This window comes from Mucilaginibacter sp. BGA-UO-ETr-C110 (genome assembly GCF_059567985.1).
This window is the reverse complement of sequence record NZ_JCAQPB010000002.1, coordinates 1736134-1757533: the sequence shown is the minus strand read 5'-3', so window position 1 is coordinate 1757533 and position 21400 is coordinate 1736134. Positions and strand designations below refer to the sequence as shown.

General features: G+C 43.3%; 10 protein-coding genes. 1 reads left to right on the top strand and 9 read right to left on the bottom strand.

What is annotated here, in order from left to right; all coding sequences use genetic code 11:
* Nucleotides 1-163 precede the first annotated feature (163 nt).
* The 6 genes from AC57BQ_RS08435 to proB all read right to left on the bottom strand — a co-directional run bounded on the left by AC57BQ_RS08435 (nt 164) and on the right by proB (nt 13020).
* On the bottom strand, nt 164-5764 hold the full coding sequence (locus AC57BQ_RS08435) for an alpha-2-macroglobulin family protein (protein ID WP_496405846.1): 5601 nt from the start codon (nt 5762-5764) through the stop codon (nt 164-166).
* 80 nt (nt 5765-5844) lie between these two features.
* On the bottom strand, nt 5845-6249 hold the full coding sequence (locus tag AC57BQ_RS08430; RefSeq protein WP_496405845.1) for a hypothetical protein: 405 nt from the start codon (nt 6247-6249) through the stop codon (nt 5845-5847).
* Between the two features lie 68 nt (nt 6250-6317).
* Complete coding sequence (topA, locus tag AC57BQ_RS08425) at nt 6318-8708, bottom strand: type I DNA topoisomerase (protein ID WP_496405844.1); 2391 nt, start codon at nt 8706-8708, stop codon at nt 6318-6320.
* 196 nt (nt 8709-8904) lie between these two features.
* Nucleotides 8905-9993, bottom strand: a complete 1089-nt coding sequence (gene mnmA, locus AC57BQ_RS08420) for a tRNA 2-thiouridine(34) synthase MnmA (protein ID WP_496405843.1) — start codon at nt 9991-9993, stop codon at nt 8905-8907.
* Between the two features lie 694 nt (nt 9994-10687).
* The gene (locus AC57BQ_RS08415) at nt 10688-11935 is read right to left on the bottom strand and encodes a glutamate-5-semialdehyde dehydrogenase (RefSeq protein ID WP_496405842.1); all 1248 of its coding nucleotides are present in this window, start codon (nt 11933-11935) and stop codon (nt 10688-10690) included.
* 5 nt (nt 11936-11940) lie between these two features.
* Nucleotides 11941-13020, bottom strand: a complete 1080-nt coding sequence (gene proB / locus AC57BQ_RS08410) for a glutamate 5-kinase (protein WP_090467781.1) — start codon at nt 13018-13020, stop codon at nt 11941-11943.
* 721 nt (nt 13021-13741) lie between these two features.
* On the opposite strand from proB, the gene AC57BQ_RS08405 reads away from it, so the two are divergent.
* Nucleotides 13742-16693 (top strand): TonB-dependent receptor, encoded by a 2952-nt coding sequence (locus tag AC57BQ_RS08405; RefSeq protein ID WP_496405841.1) that lies wholly within the window; start codon nt 13742-13744, stop codon nt 16691-16693.
* 344 nt (nt 16694-17037) lie between these two features.
* On the opposite strand, the gene AC57BQ_RS08400 is transcribed toward AC57BQ_RS08405, so the two are convergent.
* The 3 genes from AC57BQ_RS08400 to AC57BQ_RS08390 are packed head-to-tail and all read right to left on the bottom strand — an operon-like array spanning nt 17038 to nt 21376.
* Entirely contained in the window at nt 17038-17748 is a 711-nt protein-coding gene (locus AC57BQ_RS08400; RefSeq protein ID WP_496405840.1) for a phosphoadenylyl-sulfate reductase, read from the bottom strand.
* Between the two features lies 1 nt (nt 17749).
* The gene (locus AC57BQ_RS08395) at nt 17750-19258 is read right to left on the bottom strand and encodes a TSUP family transporter (protein WP_496405839.1); all 1509 of its coding nucleotides are present in this window, start codon (nt 19256-19258) and stop codon (nt 17750-17752) included.
* 27 nt (nt 19259-19285) lie between these two features.
* The gene (locus AC57BQ_RS08390; RefSeq protein ID WP_496405838.1) at nt 19286-21376 is read right to left on the bottom strand and encodes a ferredoxin-like domain-containing protein; all 2091 of its coding nucleotides are present in this window, start codon (nt 21374-21376) and stop codon (nt 19286-19288) included.
* Nucleotides 21377-21400: the final 24 nt, after the last annotated feature.

Genomic DNA, 21400 nt, shown 5'->3' with positions numbered 1-21400 from the left:
GCATATTCCTCAATATCAATTATTTAACTATTTAACTATCTTGTAATGTGTTAACCATCTCTGGAGCAATGTATTCGATGCATTAAATCCCAGGTACCGAATGTTGAATAATGATTTCGATGTTGGAAATTCATTATTCAGCATTCGATATTATTGATCTTCCTTACTTTACCACATCAACCCATTGTCCTTTAATCAGGCTGTTGATGGAGTTATTATACATAGCCTCACAATACACTGCCGGTAAGTAATAATGGCCAGCATAGGCGGCATTCAGCATCACATAGTAAGTAACCTCTTTACCTTCAACTAAACTAAAATAAGTGTTCACCCGGTCGTCCCGTACATCTCTGTAGTCGGACGGTGACGATTTAAATACCTCATCATTGTTCAGCATCCGGCTGTTCAGTATTTCCCAGCCCGATGGGAATATCTGTGTTAGCGCCAGGTTATCATATCTGCCACGCCTGCCCGGATTTTTGATATTTACCTGGGCAACAAAATCGGTACCTTGTTTTAATGTTGTTGGATCAACGGGTTTGCCGCCCATCGTAAAATAACCAACCCTCATTTCCATCACCTGCGGATCAATAAAGGTTTTCACATCAAGCCCGGATGATGGCTGACCTTTTTGTATCAGTCTTATGTATAGTTTGTTGGTGCCGTTGTTCTTAACCATCACTTTCCCGCCGTTTGCAGCCAAACCCGCCTGCCACATATAAGAGGCCGAATTGATATTTCCCTTTGAAACACCGCCATCATAGCTAAAGGTAAGCTTACCAGAGGCCTTGTTTTGTCCGCAATATTGCGCTATGGCAATAAGGGAGTAAGCCGTGGTTTGGGTACTGTACCAGTCGTCCTGTGATAACCTTGCGGCTACGGTGCGTAATAATCCGGCTGCTTTTTGCTGCTGCCCGAGCAGGGTCAATGTTTCGAGGATCATCGCTTCATCCCGCAGATCAGATCCATAAGTGCCGTACATGGTGTAATATGGCTTTATGGTAGTTGGCAAGTTGGTTATCATTCTTAAGCCAGCCTCTGGTTGCCCGGCAAGTTTATAAGCAGCTGCCAAGCGCCATTTAGCTTCGATGCTTAAGTATTTAAACTCCTTAAGTCGGTTCATTGCTCCCAATTCTGGTGCGCCGGCTAAAGCCAGTAGATACAGGCGATAGGCCTGGTTCAGATCGTCACCATAAAACTTATGCGGATCCGGTGCCCATGTTTGCGCTTTTTGTTTTTGATATTTTTTCCATTGCTCAATAAAACCAATAGGCAAGCTGTAACCTTTGGCCTGGGCTGCCAGCATAAAATGTCCGGCATAATTGGTTCCCCATTCATCCGCATCGCCATAACCGGGCCAGTAGCTCAAGCCACCGCCCTGTACCTGGAAGCCATTGAGCCTATTGATGGTTGCTTTAATATTTCGCTCTGCCTCAGCCCTCTGAATAGGTGAAAGGTCGAGCAGTTGCCCCAGATACAATTGCGGGAATGCCGAAGATGTGGTTTGCTCTACACAACCATGTGGATAGGCTATCAGGTAATCCAATCGCTTACTCAGGTTCAAAGGAGGTATAGAGGCAATTTCAAGCGTATTTTTATTGGTGCCGCTAATACCTACAGCCTGATATGCTGTATTCCAGATCTCTCCCGGTTTAAGCTCTTTTTCCAATACACGGGTTACTGGTGGGTTAGGATTGCGTACATTTAGCTCTACATCATAAGCAGCAGTTTCTGAACCACTTTTGGCTATGATCTTTACGTTGCCCACACCTACAAAATCCTTAACATCCAGATCAAACGTAACCAGCTGATCGCCTGTTTTAGCGAAGGTTATGGTTTTTGAATTATTACCCGCCAGGTTACTGAACGCGTTTGATTGTACGGATACAGTAACCGTTTTAATATTAGGCTCCATAGCGAATACGGTAACCGGCAATTGTACTTTTTCTGTCGGGCCAAGTACACGGGGTAACGTAGCCAATATCATCAATGGCTTTTTAACGGCGACGGCTTTATCAGCAAAACCATAGCTGCCATCGTGCCCGGCAATTACCATAGCCTTAACAGAACCTACGTATTGAGGCAGTTTAAAGGGCGTGGTTTGCTTTTCGCCCTTGTTAAGGTGAAACGGCCCAAGGAATTTAACAACAGGCTTAAAACGGTTTACAGACACGTTTTTGTTAGTGCCCAGGTTACCGTCTCCTCCAATACTTAAAATGCGTTCCAAACCACCGCCAAAAGCGCCTATCACATAATCAAACAAATCCCAGGTTTTTACACCCAATGCTTCTCTGGCGTAAAAAGCCTCATGCGGGTTTGGTGTTTTATAATTGGTGATATCCAGCAAGCCTTCGTCAACAATGGCAATGGTATAGGTCATTTCCTTGCCCGATGCTTCGGATACGGTGATAGCCGATTGTGTTTCGGGTCGAATCTTATCCGGCATACTGATCACCGGTTTCAGGATGGTTTCCGGATTATCTACTTGTAAGGGGATAGCTCCATACATACGGATGGGCAGATCGTTAACCGTTTGCGAATGCCTTTGCAATAAGGTAACGTTCACAAACACGTTAGGTGCCATGGTTTCATCAACTGTAAATCGGTATTGGGTTTGCCCTTTCCTGGTATCTATCCAGGTGGTTCTTAAAACTTTGCTACCATTTTCAAAGCTGATCAGCGCGCGGCCATCAGCAGCAGTCGGTATGGTTAATGTTGCCTGTTCACCCACTTTATAGCTGGTTTTATCGGAAGTGAATGACAGCATCGCCGCTTCGGTAGGGTTGGTTTGCTGTAACCTTTCCGACCAGTTTGGCCAATCTACATAAATGAATTTCCCGGTAGAGTGTCCGGTTTGCTCGTCTTTCACCTTGATCAGGTAACGGCCCCAATCAGCTTTAGGTACACGTAATGTCCATTTACCGTGCCCGTTAGTAACCTGAACTGTGGCCGCTTTAATAAGCTTGTTATATTTATCCTGCGTAAAATTGCTTGTTTCGTTGCCGGTTTGATCCCACCACCAGCGCCATTGTACTTTGTACAATTCCAGCTGCACGGTACGGGTACCGGTCAGCGCGTTACCATGCACATCTACATCGGCTATATCAACCTGATGATCTTTATCCGTAACCAACATGCCCGAAAGCTCGCTTCCTTGCGGTGTTTTAATGCCCACATAGCCCGGATATACGTTATAAGGCAGCGTAGTTTGTTGAATACTGAAATTACCACCCGGTTCAAATACTTTAACCAGGAAATTGGCCCTTAGCTGTCCCGGGGCCTGTTTTTCTACATTGATGTTGGCATCTACATCCGCTACACCATCTGCACTGAGCTTACCATCAAATACGGTTTGGGTTTGTGTATTGAAGGCCAGCGTTGGGTCGTCAAAAACATAATCCTCATATTTTTTGAAGCTTGTGGTTTGGGGTGTTAAAAAGGCGTCGACCTTAGCTTTTAGATTTTGCGCGGCCCCGCCAAATAACCATTGCGCGCTCAGTTTGCCATTGGCATTATTGCCCTTGGTTAATTCGGCCGCGCCACCAAACGAAAGGCTAAGTTTCATGCGGTTAGGCATAATGGTTTCTACCTTGATCTTCTTTTCAAACAAGGCCCCGCCAACTTTTACCTTAGCAGTCCAGTTACCGGTAGGCGATGAGGTTTCTGTAGCGGTATGGAAGCTATAAAAGCCATCTAAAGCCGTTGTTTTGCTGATGCGCCGGTATAACTTACCATTCGGATCATATAACTCAAACTGAACCGGATGATCTGGTGGCAATGTTTTTAATTTATCCTCCAGTATAAAGGATGTGTAAATGGAATCACCCGGACGCCAAACGCCGCGGTCACCATAAATAAAGCCTTTAAGACCGCTCTGTACTTCTTCGCCGCCTACATTAAAGCGGGTGAGGGGCAGGGAACTGCCATCATCCAGTTTCAGATACCCACGCTGAGCGCCTTTTTTAGCAACCAGCAGATAAGGTTTGCGTTTAAGATCAAACTTCACGATACCATCTCCGCCTGATGTGGTTTTGTAGATCACCTGCTTCTGGTAATCCAATAGTTCCAGATCCACACCACTCATAGGCTGAGCGCTTAAAATATCGGTTACAGCTACCAGCATGCTATTGTTAGTGCCCCGTTTGGCAATAAGACCAATATTTGAAGCTATGATATTGCGTGTAGCCCAACGCTCTTTGGTGAAGTAGGATGGGGTACAGGCATTGTTTCTGTCCTGCCAGCTATAACCGTCAGGGTAAAAATTATCATAACGTGACCAAAAGTCATCGTCTTCGTCATTTACCTTACTGTTATCATTATAATATTCCCCTTCATTATATACATCATCATCGCCATTGCTGCTTTTTGTACCTGCTCCGGCGATACTGCAATTATACAGGGAGTATTCCTTCCTGAAACCGATCACCACCCGGTAGATAGCCCCCGGTTCTGTACGGATCATCTGGTCAAGATCCAGCATAAACCGATTCTTTTTATTCAGGTTCAGGCCTTTATCATTATCAAGCCTGATGGTTTTTTGAACCACGGGTTTACCTACCTGGCGTAGTTCCTGAGCGCCATCAAAACCATTGCTCTGGAAATACTGCGGTACATTACTTTCATATATTTTAATGATGCTTACATCAACGGCATTCAAATTCACCGCCTCAAAAGGCATCATCAATTTACCGGAATCGGGGAGAATAACGCCTTTGCCCGGTATAGTTACAGCCGGTAGCCGGTTTTCAAAAAACACGCTGGCGGTATACGTTTTGGTGATTTTTTTGTGCGATATGTTTTCAACGCCTTCATTTACAACAATACTGTAATTGCCCTCAAGATTCTCAGGAGAATATAATTTTACCGTGCTCCCGTCAATGGTATAAGCAGGGTCGGTAATGTTATTGATGCTTATAAGGCCATTCAATTCCTGCCCAACCAGTATATTATCAGAAAATTGCACCAATACATATTGGTCATTATCCTGCACGGCCCGTATATCCAGTACTCTAAAATCGCCTATAGCGGGTACATCAAAATGCTGGTTGCCTTTTTTGTCGACATTCAGACTGCTGCCATCCCAGTTAATAGTGACCGGGGTAACTTTGTTCGATTGTCTCTTTAAGCCGGTTATTTTAAAATGATGTGCCTTGGTACCTGTATTATGCTCCCAGCTTATTTTTACAGGAAAGTCATAATTAACGGTCAATAGCTTCTCAACCAGGGTTGGGTCTTCTGTATCGGCGGTTTGGATAATGCCGTCCAGCTTCATTTCATCAATAGATGTATTTGTGGCGGTTGTTAAGCCATTAAAGCTTACGTTAAAGTCGGGCTTTACTACCTGGAAGCCGAACTTAAAATGATCAAACTTATGAGGTACCTCTATCAATTTACCCAGTTCAAAATCTACCGTATAGTTTTTTTCGGGATCAAGTTTTCCCGCTGGTTTAAATTCAATAGTCCGGGCATCCACCCAATAAGCTTTACCTTTTACTGATGGGGAGAGGTCGAAGAGATCATCGCTCAGCTGTTCATTTTGCTGGTGGGTAACCTGTACCTGACCGGCGAGACGTATCCTGATAGTACTTTCTTTTGAGATGACCCCGGTGGTATATGATTCAATATACTTGCTAAATGCCGGGTCGACTGCCGTTTTTTTACGGCCGTTGGCAATAATGTAAACAACTAATAAGATGAGGGCAAGTGATGCACCTATAGTAATGATGCTTTTACGCCTGCGGAATCTGGTATATCCGTTCTCCATGGAATAGGTTTATTTATGGTCATGTAAATTATAAAATTTATGAGAATAAATAATTAAACGGAAAACTTATTTTATGGGGATTATAATATCATAACCCCGGGTTTATTTAAAACGGGAAGCTTGATAAAATTCATTTCAACGATGCTTTCGGGTAAAAAAATGAATTTTTTATCGTAGATGTTCTTGCCTATATAGTAGCTGAGCCAATATTCGTTATTAAGACCGAATGTTTGCTCATCAATAGGTTCAATAAGCTTAAATGCCTGCCCGGGTACTTCCGGAAACATATGGCGCAGAGTTGATGTTTTTACCTGTACACCGTCTTTTTCACCATAACCTTTGGATGTGACCAACACATTTTCAATAGGTTGATTCTTGAGGTTGATGAGATATACATACCATACTTTGCTTTCGATATTCTCACTTTCCAATGCAACTGCTACTGCAATATCCTGTACGTTATTTTCGGGAAGGTCTTTTATCATAGTAGTCGGGGTTTTGCATGATAAGTTTTGGGTCGTATTTCACTCAAAACTTACCACGCACCACTAAATTATTTCTTTTTTACCGCAGCTTTTTTCTTTGCCGGCGCTTTAGCCGCCGGTTTTGCCGAGGCTGCTTTACCAAACCGTCCTTTTTTAGCATCTTTTGGCATAGCGTCAGCCAGGGCCTTGCATTCTTCATAAGTAAGCGTCAACGGGTCTTTATCCTTAGGGATCTTCACATTTAGCTTACCAAATTCAATATAAGCTCCCCAACGACCATTGAGCACTTTAACGTCAGGATCTTCATCAAATGATTTGATCAGCTTTTCAGCATCTTTTTTACGTTTAGCATTGATCAGCTCGATCGCCTGTTCTTCGGTAACATCCAGCGGATCAATTTCCTTAGGCAAGGAAACAAACGCGCTGTTATGACTGATATAAGGTCCGAAACGGCCAATAGCCACCTTCATAACTTTACCTTCGTACTCACCAACAACTTTGGGTAATTTAAATAACTCCAAAGCTTCTTCAATGCTGATAGTTTCTATACTCTGGCCATTTCTTAAACTCGCGTAAAGCGGTTTTTCTTCGTTTTCTTCCGTAGCGCTGTCACCAACCTGCACAAATGGGCCATAACGGCCAATACGTACCGATATTTTTTTGCCATTTTCCGGATGTACGCCTAATTCGCGTTCACCGGTGGCTTTATCGGCAGTCTCAATGGTGCTTTGAACTTCTTTATGAAAAGGGTTGTAAAAATCATGGAGCATGGCTGTCCATTCTTTTAAGCCTTGTGCTATTTCGTCAAATTGCTTTTCAACGCTTGCGGTAAAGTTAAAATCAACAATATCATTAAAATACTGTACCAGGAAATCGTTAACTACCGCGCCAATATCCGTAGGGAATAGTTTACCCCGTTCAGCGCCAGTGTTTTCGGTTTTGTTTTCCTTAACAATAGCATCAGCTTTTAGGGTCAATACTCTGAAATTTCGTATTTTTCCTTCACGCTCTTCCTTCACCACATAACCCCGGTTTTGGATGGTTGAAATGGTAGGGGCGTAGGTTGAAGGACGGCCGATGCCTAACTCTTCCAGTTTTTTAACCAAACTGGCCTCCGTATAACGTGCAGGCGGACGAGAGAAACGTTCGGTTGCCGACATTTCCTGTAAAGCCAGGCGCTGACCCTTAGTTAAAGGAGGCAGCATAGTATTTTCGCCATCCTGTTGTGTATCTTCTTCATCATCATCGGCCGATTCCAGGTAAACTTTCAGGAAACCGTCAAACTTCATTACTTCACCATTGGCTGTCAGTTCTTCTTTACGGCTGGAGATGCTGATCTTGGCGGTTGTTTTTTCAAACTGCGCTTCACTCATCTGTGAAGCGATAGCGCGTTTCCAGATCAACTCATACAGACGTTTTTCTGACGAATCGCCATCAATGGTATGGTTATTAAAATAAGTTGGCCTTATTGCCTCATGCGCTTCCTGCGCGCTGGCATTTTTGGTCTTGTATTTACGGTGATGATGATATTTTTCGCCGTAGGCTGATATGATCTCTTGTTGTGCGGCATTCAAAGCGGTTTCTGACAAGTTAACCGAGTCGGTACGCATATAGGTAATATTACCCGATTCGTATAGCTTCTGCGCAACCTGCATAGTACGGGCCACAGAGTAACCTAGTTTCCTGCTGGCTTCCTGTTGTAGCGTAGATGTTGTAAACGGCGCCGCGGGTGAACGTTTTGCCGGTTTTGTTTCCAATGAACGGATATCGAAATCGGCACCCATACAATCGGTTAGGAACTTTTCTGCGTCTTCCTGTTGGCTAAAACGCTCAGGAAGCTCCGCTTTGAACGCTTCTTTACCCTTGCCAAATATGGCTACTATCTTAAAAGCAGCTTCTGATTTAAACTTATTGATCTCCCGCTCACGATCAACGATGAGCCTTACGGCTACTGATTGTACGCGGCCGGCAGATAAAGATGGCTTTACCTTTTTCCATAAAACAGGAGAGAGCTCAAAACCTACTAATCTGTCCAATACACGGCGGGCTTGTTGGGCATTAACCAGGTTATAGTCAATTTTACGCGGTGTATCAATCGCCTTTAAAATGGCGGGTTTGGTTATTTCATGAAAAACAATGCGCTTGGTGGTGGCATCTTTTAAACCCAGTGTTTCAAATAAATGCCAGGATATGGCTTCTCCCTCGCGGTCCTCGTCCGATGCGAGCCAAACCATTTCGGCTTCTTTAGCTAATTTCTTTAATTCACTGACAACTTGCTTTTTATCGGCCGGTACTTCATATTTCTGGGTGAAATTATTAGCTATGTCAATCGCATCTTCAGATTTTACCAGGTCACGGATATGGCCGTAACTTGATTTAACCGTAAAGTCTTTCCCAAGATATCCTTCGATGGTTTTGGCTTTCGCCGGAGATTCAACTATGAGTAGGTTTTTGGCCATTTAAGCAGTTATTTTTTTGCAAATAAAACATAAAGAAAGTGAAACGCAAATTTGTTTTCGGAAAAGCATGGAAGCTTTTACGGCTAAACAGGTAAATAGTTGGAATGCGGGATTATTATTAAAGCGGGGTTTTACGACGTTTTGATAAATAAAATTGCAGGCCAACAGCCTGGCTTTAGCACGCAGTAGGGGATGCCTACATCAGGAAACCGCCACCCAGAAGGTCATTACCTTCATAAAATACAGCAGACTGGCCTGGGGCAATGCCCGATACATTATGATGGAAATCAACTTTCATGTGTTCGCCCATTTGCACAATGCTGCTTTGTGTACCGGCATCTTTGTAGCGTATTTTAGTAATAGCTTCTAAAGGCTCGTTAATATTGGCATATTTAACCAGGTTAAGGTTTTTAACCCAGGCTTGTTTGCGTTCCAGTTCATCTGCAGTACCTAAAACAACGGTATTGGTTTGCGGATCTATAGCTGTAACAAACATAGGGTGGCCCAATGCTATACCTAAACCCTTACGCTGACCTATGGTATAAAATGGATATCCCTGGTGTTTGCCCACTACGGTGCCGTTGGTAAGCGTAAAGTTACCCGGACCTATACGGTCATCCAGATCTTCAACTTTGTGCCTTAAAAAGGCTCTATAGTCGTTATCAGGAACAAAACAGATCTCATAGCTTTCGCTTTTACCGGCAAGTTCCATCTGACCCATATCCATAGCCATTTGCCTGATTTCGGGTTTAGAGAAACTACCTAAGGGGAATTTTGTACGTGCAAGGTTCTGTTGAGATACCCCCCACAGTACATACGACTGATCTTTGTTCTCGTCTTTTCCTTTTGATATTACATAACGACCATTATCCTGTAAACGAATATTGGCATAATGTCCTGTAGCAATAAATTCGCAATCGAGTTTATCTGCACGTTTTAAAAGGGCATCCCATTTAATATGGGTGTTGCATAACACACATGGGTTAGGGGTACGGCCGGCCAGATACTCATCAACAAAATTATCGATCACAAAATCACCAAACTCACTCCTGATATCTAATATATAATGAGGGAAACCATAACCTACCGCTAAAGCACGGGCGTCATTGATACTATCCAGACTGCAGCAACCTGTTTCTTTTGAACTACCTCCCGATGCGGCATAGTCCCAGGTTTTCATCGTAAGCCCTATAACTTCATAGCCCTGCTCATGCAACATTACTGCTGCTACCGAACTATCAACCCCACCACTCATTGCCACTAAGATCCTGCCATGCTTACTCATAATTTTGCAAAGATACCTTTTTGATCCTGATGTTGGTACATTATTGGGTCAGCCGAGGGTAAAATGGAGAAATTTAAAAAACACATCTGGGTTAATTATTAGTTAATATAAATTGATAATCAATATATTAAGTGTATTATATAAAGTTTTTATACATTATATATATAGCATTGATCAGGTGTAATACACAGAATATTGCAGCTTAATGATTGATAACTTACTGTACATATTCCTATAAGTTTTAAAAGCAAAAAAATGCACAATTCGAAAAACAATCTAAAAAAACGCATTTTAATTAATCATAAAGCATAAAATTTAACACTTTAGTGGTGTGTAGTCTCTACACAAATTATAACAGGGCGAGCATTTTTTTGCGATTATTTTAACGAATAAATGTACAGCTGACCATTGTAAAAAGTATGTAAGTTTTTTGTTAAAAAAAATGCAAAAGTGCATAGTGCTCTTGTGACATCGAGTTTACATTTTAAATTTGCTATACCCTAATTAATTTAAAATGATAAGCCAGTTAACATTAGAGCAAAAACTGCAAGGAGTGATTTTAGTGATTATTTGTTTTGTTGCCATAGCAAATTACCTGATTAAATAACTACACAGACCGAACAGTGAGGAAAAATTTAAGGTGCTTTTTCAAGCACCTTTTTTTTGCAACAAGGTATAGGGTTTAGGTTTATAATTATGGATTGCGGGTTTGACCATCGCCTTTGACCAACCATTTATAACTGGTTAATTCTTCAAGCCCCATAGGGCCACGGGCGTGGAGTTTTTGTGTGCTGATACCTATTTCGGCACCAAGACCAAATTGGGCGCCATCGGTAAATGCGGTTGAAACATTGGCATAAACCGCGGCTGCATCTACATCATTTAAAAATGTAGCTATATGTTCTGCATCTTCACTAATAATGGCCTCACTGTGCTTTGAACCATTCACGGCAATATGTTCAAGCGCCTGCTTAAAATCATCCACCGTTTTAATGGCCATTTTCATGGATAAAAATTCGGTACCGAAGTGCTCTGGTGTTGCCTTATGCAGCAGATCGTCGGGGTAATTGCCCTTTAACGCTACATAAGCGGTTTCATCTGCAAATAACTCTACCTGTTTTTGCTTGAGTATATGGGTAAGCCTCGGCAGATCAGGAATGCGCGATGAGTGGATAATTAAACAATCGAGCGCGTTACATACGCTTACCCGGCGTGTTTTGGCATTAGCTATAATTTGCGCGCCTTTTTCCAGGTCGCCCGACTCATCAAAATAAGTATGAACAATACCAGCCCCGGTTTCAATTACAGGTACTTTGCTGTTGTCCCTAACAAAATTGATCAACGACTGGCTCCCTCTTGGTATCAGCACATCTACAAAGCCAACGGCATTTAACAAGGCCGCGGTGGCTTCACGATCAGCAGGCAGTAAAGTCACAATATCGGTATCTAACTGGTGTTTGCGCAATATTTTATGAATAACCGAGATAATGGCCCGGTTAGAGAAATCAGCATCGCTGCCACCCTTTAAAATGCTGATATTGCCGGTTTTAAAACAAAGGGCAAATACATCAAACGTAACATTGGGTCTGGCTTCATAAATAACCCCTACAACCCCCAGGGGAACTCTGACCTTTGTAATGGATAAGCCATTGGGCATATTGGTTTTGGAAAGCTGTTTACCCAGCGGACTATCTAAAAGGGCCACATTCACCATATCACCAGCTATGGCTTCAATACGGGCGGCGGTAAGTTTCAGCCTGTCATATTTGGGGTCGGTGCTATCCATACGGTCAAGATCTTTCTGATTCTCGGCCAGCAGATAAGCGGTTTGAGCAATGGCTTCGGCTGCTACATCCTGCAATACCTGGTTGATGAGGGCAGGGGCAAGCGTAGGTTTTCTGCCGGCAATAAGCGCGTTTTTAAAGTAGTTATCGTATTCCATTGCTGTTAACCCTGTAAATAAAGATAATCATAATGCACCAGTGGCTTTTGGTTTTTCTGTCCAACACGCTCCCTGGCTTTATCTGCCCCATATTCTGCTATACCTAAGCCCACTTGTTTATTTTTTTCGTCAATCAGTTTTATAATATCGCCCTTTTTAAAGTCGCTTACTACTTTAACAATACCTACCGGCAATAAACTGGTAGCTTTACTGGATACTAAAGCAGTCCTGGCGCCCTCATTAACCTGTACAACACCAGTAGCCGATTTTTCTGAATGGGCTATCCATTTCTTTTTGCCGGATGCTTTTTTAGTAGGGATAAAACGGGTATGTATCACTTTGTTTTCCAGCACATCGGTCAATATATTTTCCCGTGTCCCATTAGCTATATGTACGGCTATGCCTAATTGGGCAGTTTTTTGCGACATGGTTGATTTAGTGATCATGCCACCACGGCCAAATTGCGACCGGCCCGAGGTAACAAACTCGGCGAAATCAACCACAGAACCATTAACTTCTTCAATTACAGCCGATCCCGGTGCGCTTGGATTGCCATTATATATACCATCAACATTGGTTAGTACGATAAGCGCCTCAGCATTCAGCATAGAAGCGATGAGGCCGGCAAGCTCGTCATTGTCCGTAAACATGAGCTCGGTTACTGATACCACGTCATTTTCATTCACAACGGGTATCACCTGGTGCTGTAATAACAGTTCCAGGCAGTTTTTCATGTTCAGGTAGTGCATCCTGTCTCTGAAATCTTCTTTGGTGACCAGTACCTGCGAGCAAAGGATATCAAAACGCTCAAAAAGACTGGAATAAGTATTGATCAGCTTTACCTGCCCTATAGAAGCCAATAACTGCCTTGCTGCAATGGCATCGTATTTTTCGGAAATGGTAATGAGGCTACGACCGGAAGCTACCGCCCCCGATGATACCAGGATCACTTCCTTGCCCTGTTTTTTGATCGCCGCTATCTGCTCAACCAGGTGTTCTATCCGTTGCAGGTTGGGTAAACCATTTTCCTGGGTAAAAACGTTAGAGCCTATTTTGATAATGATGCGCTGATAGTTGAAGGCCATTTCCTGCTGTTGATATTTTGATCCAAAAATAGTTAATTTTGATTGATTTAAGTATATTTTTAAGTTAAAATAGACATAAATAAATCAAAAAACGTACACTTTACTCAAAAAGTGACAATAATCAGGTTATTGATATTGCTTTGTGCATGAATATTTAAATAAGTAACCTTTTTTAATTTAAATTTAATTGTTTTAATCAAAAAAACTTACTAAAATTATTATTTATATACTTTTTTTATTCACTACGTATCCAGATGAATATTGCCAAAAGGATAGGAGGGATATTAGCCCTGTTGCTGATCGAATGACTTAACAAACCGTTGGAAGAAAACTTTTTAAACCCTAAATTTTAACACTTTTTAACAAAAAACAGCGGCAAAACACTCATTAGCGATGCGCTTTAACTAAATTTTAAAGCCATTTTAACACTTTTTAACAAATTTCTGAAGGGTTTTAAAAGGTTTAAAAAGTATTAATAAATAAATAATCAGGAGACCCGATAAAGCGGCCCAAAAAATTAAAATCAAAAAAAATTTGGTAAACACTTTTTTTTTATATTTTTGTCGACTAATTCTATAGACAATGTATCATTATTATAAAATTACTATAATGCCCCTAATAAAAATGCAGTGCTCCGCTGCATGTTGTTGATGCTTTTGCCCCCTACATCTATCAAAACATTAATCAACCCAAGTTCAAATTCCACCACCAACCTTACTACATGAAAATTTTTACAAATTCTTTAAAACTTATTGTACTTTTTCTTTTGCTTGCACCGGCCATCAGTTATGCACAATTGAACGGTTCCTATATTTTAAGCGGACAAGTTGGCGACGAGCATGGCCAGCCCTTAGTGGGCACCACCGTTAGCATAAAAGGTACTACTAATAAAACGGCTACAGATAGTACCGGTAAATTTTCCTTAACCACCAGTGCTAAATTACCTTATACGCTGATCTTTACTGCGGTAGGTTTTCAGCCACAGGAGTTTTATATTAAAAACGCCAACAGCGCTTTAAACATTCAGCTTACTTCGCAATCATTACTGATCAACGAGGTAGTGGTTACCGCTTCCCGTAAGGAAGAGAAACTGTTGCGATCTCCGGTTGCTATCGAGAAACTGAGTATCAACGCGCTGAAACAATCGCCTGGCCCCAGTTTTTATGACGCGCTGGAGAATGTTAAAGGCGTACAGATGACCACCACCAGTATCACCCTTAAAGTGCCTAATACCCGTGGTTTCAACAGCCCGAATAACTTCAGGTTTATGCAACTGGTTGATGGGGTTGACATGCAATCGGCCACTTTAGGTGTACCGCTGGGTAATGCTATTGGCCCAACCGAGCTGGATATCGCCAGCATTGAGATCACGCCTGGTGCGGCTGCCGCTTTGTATGGCACTAACGCTATCAACGGTTTATCCAACCTCTTTACTAAAGATCCATTCAAATATCAGGGCTTGAGTTTCTACCATCGCCAGGCTTTAAATCACGTAGGTAACGATGCTTTGGGCGCGAGTTCATTGACCGAAGATGCTTTCAGATATGCTAAAGCGTTTAACGACAAATTCGCTTTCAAAGTAAACTTTAGTTATTTGCAGGGTATCGACTGGCAGTCAAACACCCAAAAAGATCAAAACCCTGGCAACCTGAAAACAGCCAATCCGGCTTATCCCGAACTGACAGGCATCAGCAACGCGGCTTATGACGGCTGGAACAAATATGGCGATGACGCGCTTGCCGGTAGTAATACTGTAGTAATAAAAGGCATCTCGGTTAATGGTGTTGCCCGTCCGAACCTTACCGTGGCCCGTACCGGTTATAATGAGGTTGACCTGGTTGATCCGCATGTAACCAACCTGAAACTGGATGGTACTTTATCCTACAAAATAACACCGAATACTATATTGTCATATACTTACCGCTATGGTCGTATGGATGGCGTTTTTCAACGCGGTAACAAGATCTCGTTGGATGGCGCTACCGTACAGAACCATAAAGTGGAGTTAAAAGGCAAGGAATTCTTAGTTCGTGCTTATGAATCGATTGAGAATACCGGTAATTCATTCAACGTAAAACCTCTGGCTGATAACCTGGATCTGAACCACGCCAGTAACTCGGCATGGGCCACTTTATACGGAAACGCCCTTAAATCATACGCCGGCGGTGCTTTAACATCGGCTAACCTGGCCGCTGCAGAGCAGTTTGCAAGAGCTGCTGCCGATAAGGGCAGGGTAGAGCCCGGCACGCAAGCCTTTAATGATCTGCGTAAAACCATTATCGGTATCAATAATTGGGATATCAAATCGAGCCTGATCCCGAATGCACCTGCAACAGGTGGTGCCGCATTGGTACAAAAAAGCCATATGTATAATGCCGAGGCACAATGGGACCTCACTAACCATGTAAAAGTGGTTGACCTGTTGGTTGGCGCTGATGTACGTGTATATTCTATCATTCCTGATGGAAATAACTTTGTTGATTTTAGTCGCTCTATTGCCGATCGTAACACACCTTTGGCCGATGGTTCATTTGGTAAAAACGTGATCTACAAAAAATATGGCGCCTTTACCCAGATAACCAAAACCTTTTTCGACGAAAAGCTGAAATTATTCGGATCTATCCGTTGGGATTACAATCCTTATTTCGATCCGAAATTTACCCCTCGTTTAGCCGCGGTTTATACGGTGAATGAGAACCATAACTTCAGGTTCACGTTCCAGAACGGTTATCGTTTCCCGTCATTGTTTGAGGCATTGTCTTATGTAAACAATGGTCGTGTGAAACGTGTAGGCAGCTTACCTTTTATTAATGATGGTTTAGGTTACTTAGGTAACAGCTATACCCAGTCATCGGTTACGAACTTTAATGCAGCTGTAAACGCGGCACCGGGCGGTAGCACGGATGCCAACGCTTTGGCCAACAAGAACCTGTTGAAAGTGGCCGATCTGCCACCTGCCCGTCCCGAGCAGATCACGTCGTACGAAGTTGGTTACAAAGGTATTGTTGCGGATAACAAAGTATTTATCGACATAGATGCCTATACCAATCGCTATAACGGCTTTTTGGGTCAGGTGCAGGTGTTTGTACCCAATGGAACCACAGTGGGCACAGACGCAGCCGTATTGTCTATGCTGGACATTAACCGCGATCCAACTACCGCAACTGCAACCAATGCGGCCAGCCAGGGCCAGAGCAGATACCGCGTGTACACCAACGCCAAGAACATCTACAACAACTATGGCTCATCAGCAGGCATCACTTACAACTTTTATAAAAGATACACTATATCGGGTAACGTAAGCTTTAACAAGCTGAAAGCCCAATCGGCCTCTGATATTTTTGTAACCGGCTTTAATACACCAGAATGGTCGGGCAACGTATCATTCGGTAACCGTGAGGTGGTTAAAAACTTCGGTTTCAACGTAGTTTACAAATGGCAGGAATCATTCCTGTGGGAGAGTCCGCTGGTTACCGGAACTGTGCCTGCTATCGGTACTTTCGATGCGCAGGTTACTTACCGCCTACCGGTATACTATGCTACCTTTAAATTGGGTGCGACCGATATTTTTAACAAACGCTACATCCAGTATGCAGGTGGCCCAACCATTGGCGGCCTGTACTATGTATCCGTTACCCTGGATGGTTTGCTAAGCGGTCAGCAACCTAAATAAGCAATTTTTTAATACGTTTTATATAGTTTTTAAGGCGGGTGGGCAGCAATGTTCATCCGCTTTTTTTGTGGGGTATAGATTCCCACCTGTTGTCATTTCGAGCCATAGTGAGAAATCTTCTGCTGCTTACAAAGCTCAATTGCATGGCGAAGAATATTTCTCCTCGTTCCTCGTTCGAAATGACAAGAAAATCACGTCATTGCGAGGAACGAAGCAATCTCTATGCTATACAGAGTCGGTTTGCATCCGTTGTTCTGCTTATGTAGAGATTGCTTCGTGCCTCGCAATGACGCGTGGGAGGAGCATTAAGTAAAAAAGCTAACCGGAAATGGTTAGCTTTTTTATTAATGCTGTTTTACTTCATGCAATCCGCATTCTTTTTTGGATTGATCTTCCCACCACCAGCGACCGGCGCGGAAATCTTCACCTTCGGCAACGGCACGTGTGCAGGGCATGCAGCCAATGCTCGGGAAACCTTTATCGTGCAGGGAGTTATACGGGATGTTGTATTGTTTGATGTAGGCTTTTACGTCGTCCAGTGTCCAGTCAAAAATAGGGTGGAACTTGGCCAATAGGTTTTGCTCGTCCCATTCTACGTTTTCCATATCATGGCGATTGGCAGATTGATCGGCACGGATACCGGTGATCCAAAGTTTATTGCCTTTGAGCGCGCGTTTCAATGGTTCTATTTTACGGATGCCGCAGCATTCCTTACGGTTCTCTACCGACTCATAAAAGCTGTTAGGGCCTTTTTTGTTCACCATTTCTTCCAGCAGGTCGCGATCGGGGTAATAGGCGTGGATAGGTTGTTTATACCTGTCCATAGTACTGCTCCATACTGAGTAAGTTTCACGGAAAAGGCGGCCAGTCTCCAAAGTAAAAACTTTGATGGGCAAGTTATTGGCAAATATCATGTGGCTGATGGCCTGATCTTCCCAACCAAAGCTGGTGGAAAATACAATTTCACCTGGAAACAGCTCTGCCAGCCTAGCCAGGGCTTCCGCAGGCGCCAAACCCGCGGTAATATCCTTAATATGTTGAACTACTTTGCTCATGTTACAAAACCTTTGTAATAAAGGCAACTATCGATTTGATACTCACCAGTATCACGATGATGCCCACAGAAACCATGATGGTTTTTGTTGATATTTTATTAGAGATGCGGGCGGCGATAGGTGATGCCAGTGCGCTGCCCAATATTAAACCGGCTACCGCTGGCCAATGATCGCTGTTCACCATGCTGATGAAGGTTAACGAGCCCATGATGGCTACAAAGAACCTGGATAATTTTACAGTACCTAATGAAAAACGCGGACTACGACCGCCAGCTATCAAGGTTGATAATACGATAGACCCCCAGCCGCCGCCGCCAACCGCATCAATAAAACCACCACCTAAGCCTAACAGCGAAATACGCTTTACTTTATCGGCCGATTTTTTACGCTTAACATTGAATGCTTTTGACAGGATCACCAGTCCAAGTATCAATGTATATAAAGACACTACAGGCTTGGTATACTGGCTGTAATGCTCTAATGACGATAGTAAATAAGCCCCTGTAACAGCACCTATGATACCGGGTATCACCAGGAGCTTAAATAGCTTCCAGTTGATGTTACCCATGCGGTAGTGCATCCAGCCGGCAATACCGCAACTCATAATTTCTGACAAGTGGACACCCATACTGGCCGAAGCCGGCGGGATACCCATGGACAATGAAAACGTAGTAGAGGTAACACCATAAGACATGCCTATAGCCCCATCGATTAAGGCAAATAGGAAACCTGCCCCTAAAAAGTAATAGAACTGCGGAGGTACACCTTCTACGAATAACTTAAACTGTGGCTCCCGGTAATATAAAGCAGAGATGACAACTGCTATGGAAATGATAATGGTTGACCATATCAGCCAGATAAAATTCTTATTAACGGTTATTTTAGGCTCTACCAGTACCGAGGTTACTTTATTTAAGGTTTTCACCTTGTCAGCAAAATCACCGGTGAGGGTGTTGCGGAGTTCGCTCATTTGCTGCAGCGTGGTATCCAATTCGTCGGGGATACTTTCATTGAGCACTTCCTTTAAGCGTTTGGCTATGGTTGGCGACTTGCCGTTGGTGGATATCGCCAGTTTCAGGTCGCCTTTTTGTACAATGGATGCCAGGTAAAAATCACAAAGCTCGGGTTTATCAGCCACGTTGATCAGCAGTTTGCGATCATGGGCCGCCTGACGGATATATTTGTTCAGGTCGCTGTCGTTAGTGGCAGCGATCACTACTTCGGCATCATTCAGGTCTTCGTCAGCAAATGATTTTTGAACAACGGTTAAACCTTCATATTGTGAAGCTAATTCGTGTACCTCCGGTAAAAAATCGCGGGATATTACGGTAACTTTTGCCAGTGGACTATTGTTTAAAATAGCGGTTAGTTTTTCCAAACCCACATTGCCTCCGCCTACCAATACGGTATGCAAGTCGTTCAGCTTTAAAAATACAGGAAACAATTGATTGCCCCCGGTATCCTGGTTCTGAACCTTAGCTATGCTGCTATCCTTGGGCAATAATGTCATGGTTTACTATAATTTGAACGACTTTCATTATTGTACCAAAGCCTCTCTTTTTGCTTTACTTTTTTCTAAAAAGGCAGTGGCCTGAGCTAAGTAAGCAGTAGCAAACTCTTCTGAAGGCTCATGCTGATTAATCTGTAAAACCAGGTCGTTAAAGCTGCCTTCTATATCAAATTCACCTTTTTCTACATAATTGGCATCAAACTCGCGAATAACCGCGGCCTGGGTGCTGGTGTTCACACTTTTATCAAGCAATAATGCTTTTGCAGAGCTTAACAATGTATTATAGGAATGATAGATAGCATCAGACCATGCACCAGCCTGAAACGATTGATTGGCCCAGCCCAGTTTCTCTTCTGACTCATACAGTAAGGTAGCTACCAGGTCGATGATCACACCAGCGCATTCGCCAACGCCAATAGCGGTAACAAACGTTTCCTGGTGTCCCCAGTCAACAAACTCATCATCGGTCAAGGTGGTCAAATCAGCAAGGGGTTTTAGCAGGCGATAAAAATAGTCTTTGCCTTGTCTGTCGTAATAATCGTTGTAAAGTTCACCTTCTGTCGAAAGTGTTTTATAATCATCAAGCAGGGTTCTTAAAACATCTGTAGCCCTTTTTGAGGGTACCTTGATCACCCTGTCGGCAGCCCGGCCAACGCCATCACCAACAGTACCACCGCCCAGCATTACCTGTACAGATGGCAATACTTTGGTACCTGCCTTTAATGAGCTGCCATGAAAACCAATATGCGCCAACCCATGCTGACCGCAGGAGTTCATGCAACCACTTATTTTTATCTTGATATCGCGGTTATAAATAAAATCTTCGTATTCGTTGTAGATCAGGTCTTCCAGTACGCGGGCCATGGTCATGCTGTTAGAGATACCCAGGTTACAGGTATCAGTACCAGGGCAGGTGGTAACATCGGCCACGCTATCAAAACCCGGAGCGGCCAGTTCCAATTTAGCCAAACCTTCATATAAAGCAGGTAATGCTTCTTTGCGGGCAAATTTCAACAATAAGCCCTGGTTCTGTGTAACACGGATCTCATCGGCAACCAATGGTTGTAAAACTTTCACCAGTTCGCGGGCGGTATCTGAGGAGATATCACCAACGGGAACTTTGATGTATACACCATAAAAACCTTTTTGCTTCTGTTCAAATACGTTGGTAGCCAACCATTGTTCATACCGGAATGGATTGCTGATGCTTACTTCGGCAAAAGCAGTTTCTTCCGGAAGGGCCGGTTGAGGAACCGCATCACGGTCAATTTTATAGCTTTTTACTTTGATGGCTGTTCTTTCGATCTCTGCCAGGCGTAAAACTTCTTCCAATCCGATTTTCTGGATCAGGTATTTCATACGCGCCTTGTTACGGTTATTGCGTTCGCCATAACGGTCGAACACACGGATAACAGCCTCGATATAAGGGATCAGTTGATCTTCAGGTAAAAACTCTTCTACGATATTAGCCAATATGGGTTGCGCGCCTAAGCCACCGCCTAAAAGCACCTTAAAGCCGCGCTCGCCGTTGCTTTTCAGCTTCGGGATAACGCCAATATCGTGGATGTAAGAAAACGCAGTATCAGCATCACTCGATGAAAAAGAGATCTTGAACTTACGACCCATTTCCTGACATACCGGGTTACGCAGGAAGTACTCAAATGTAGCATGCGCATACGGCGAAACATCAAATGGCTCCTGCGGATCGATACCCGAAGCAGGGGAAGCGGTTACGTTTCTAACGGTATTGCCACAGGCTTCGCGCAGGGTAATATCATCCTGTTCAAGCTTGGCCCAAAGCTCAGGCGTACGTTCCAGGCTCACATAATGGATCTGGATATCCTGACGGGTGGTCAGGTGCAGGTTACGGCTTCCGTATTCGTCAGATATTTCGGCAATACGCAGCAATTGTTTAAAAGTAACTTTACCAAACGGTAGTTTAATACGCACCATTTGAACACCCGGCTGCCTTTGGCCATAAATACCACGGGCCAGGCGTAAGCTTCTGAACTTTTCGTCGTGGATCTTGCCTTCACGAAAAGCCCTGATCTTTTTTTCAAGATCAATAATATCTTTCTCAACTATCGGGTTCTCCAGTTCCGTTCTGAAGCTTTGCATATCTTATCGTTTTATCAATTATAA

Excerpts from the sequence above, each read along its gene's own strand:
- AC57BQ_RS08435 (WP_496405846.1), bottom strand. The coding sequence starts at position 5,764 with ATGGAGAACGGATATACCAGATTCCGCAGGCGTAAAAGCATCATTACT.
- AC57BQ_RS08430 (WP_496405845.1), bottom strand. The coding sequence starts at position 6,249 with ATGATAAAAGACCTTCCCGAAAATAACGTACAGGATATTGCAGTAGCA.
- topA (WP_496405844.1), bottom strand. The coding sequence starts at position 8,708 with ATGGCCAAAAACCTACTCATAGTTGAATCTCCGGCGAAAGCCAAAACC.
- mnmA (WP_496405843.1), bottom strand. The coding sequence starts at position 9,993 with ATGAGTAAGCATGGCAGGATCTTAGTGGCAATGAGTGGTGGGGTTGAT.
- AC57BQ_RS08415 (WP_496405842.1), bottom strand. The coding sequence starts at position 11,935 with ATGGAATACGATAACTACTTTAAAAACGCGCTTATTGCCGGCAGAAAA.
- proB (WP_090467781.1), bottom strand. The coding sequence starts at position 13,020 with ATGGCCTTCAACTATCAGCGCATCATTATCAAAATAGGCTCTAACGTT.
- AC57BQ_RS08405 (WP_496405841.1), top strand. The coding sequence starts at position 13,742 with ATGAAAATTTTTACAAATTCTTTAAAACTTATTGTACTTTTTCTTTTG.
- AC57BQ_RS08400 (WP_496405840.1), bottom strand. The coding sequence starts at position 17,748 with ATGAGCAAAGTAGTTCAACATATTAAGGATATTACCGCGGGTTTGGCG.
- AC57BQ_RS08395 (WP_496405839.1), bottom strand. The coding sequence starts at position 19,258 with ATGACATTATTGCCCAAGGATAGCAGCATAGCTAAGGTTCAGAACCAG.
- AC57BQ_RS08390 (WP_496405838.1), bottom strand. The coding sequence starts at position 21,376 with ATGCAAAGCTTCAGAACGGAACTGGAGAACCCGATAGTTGAGAAAGAT.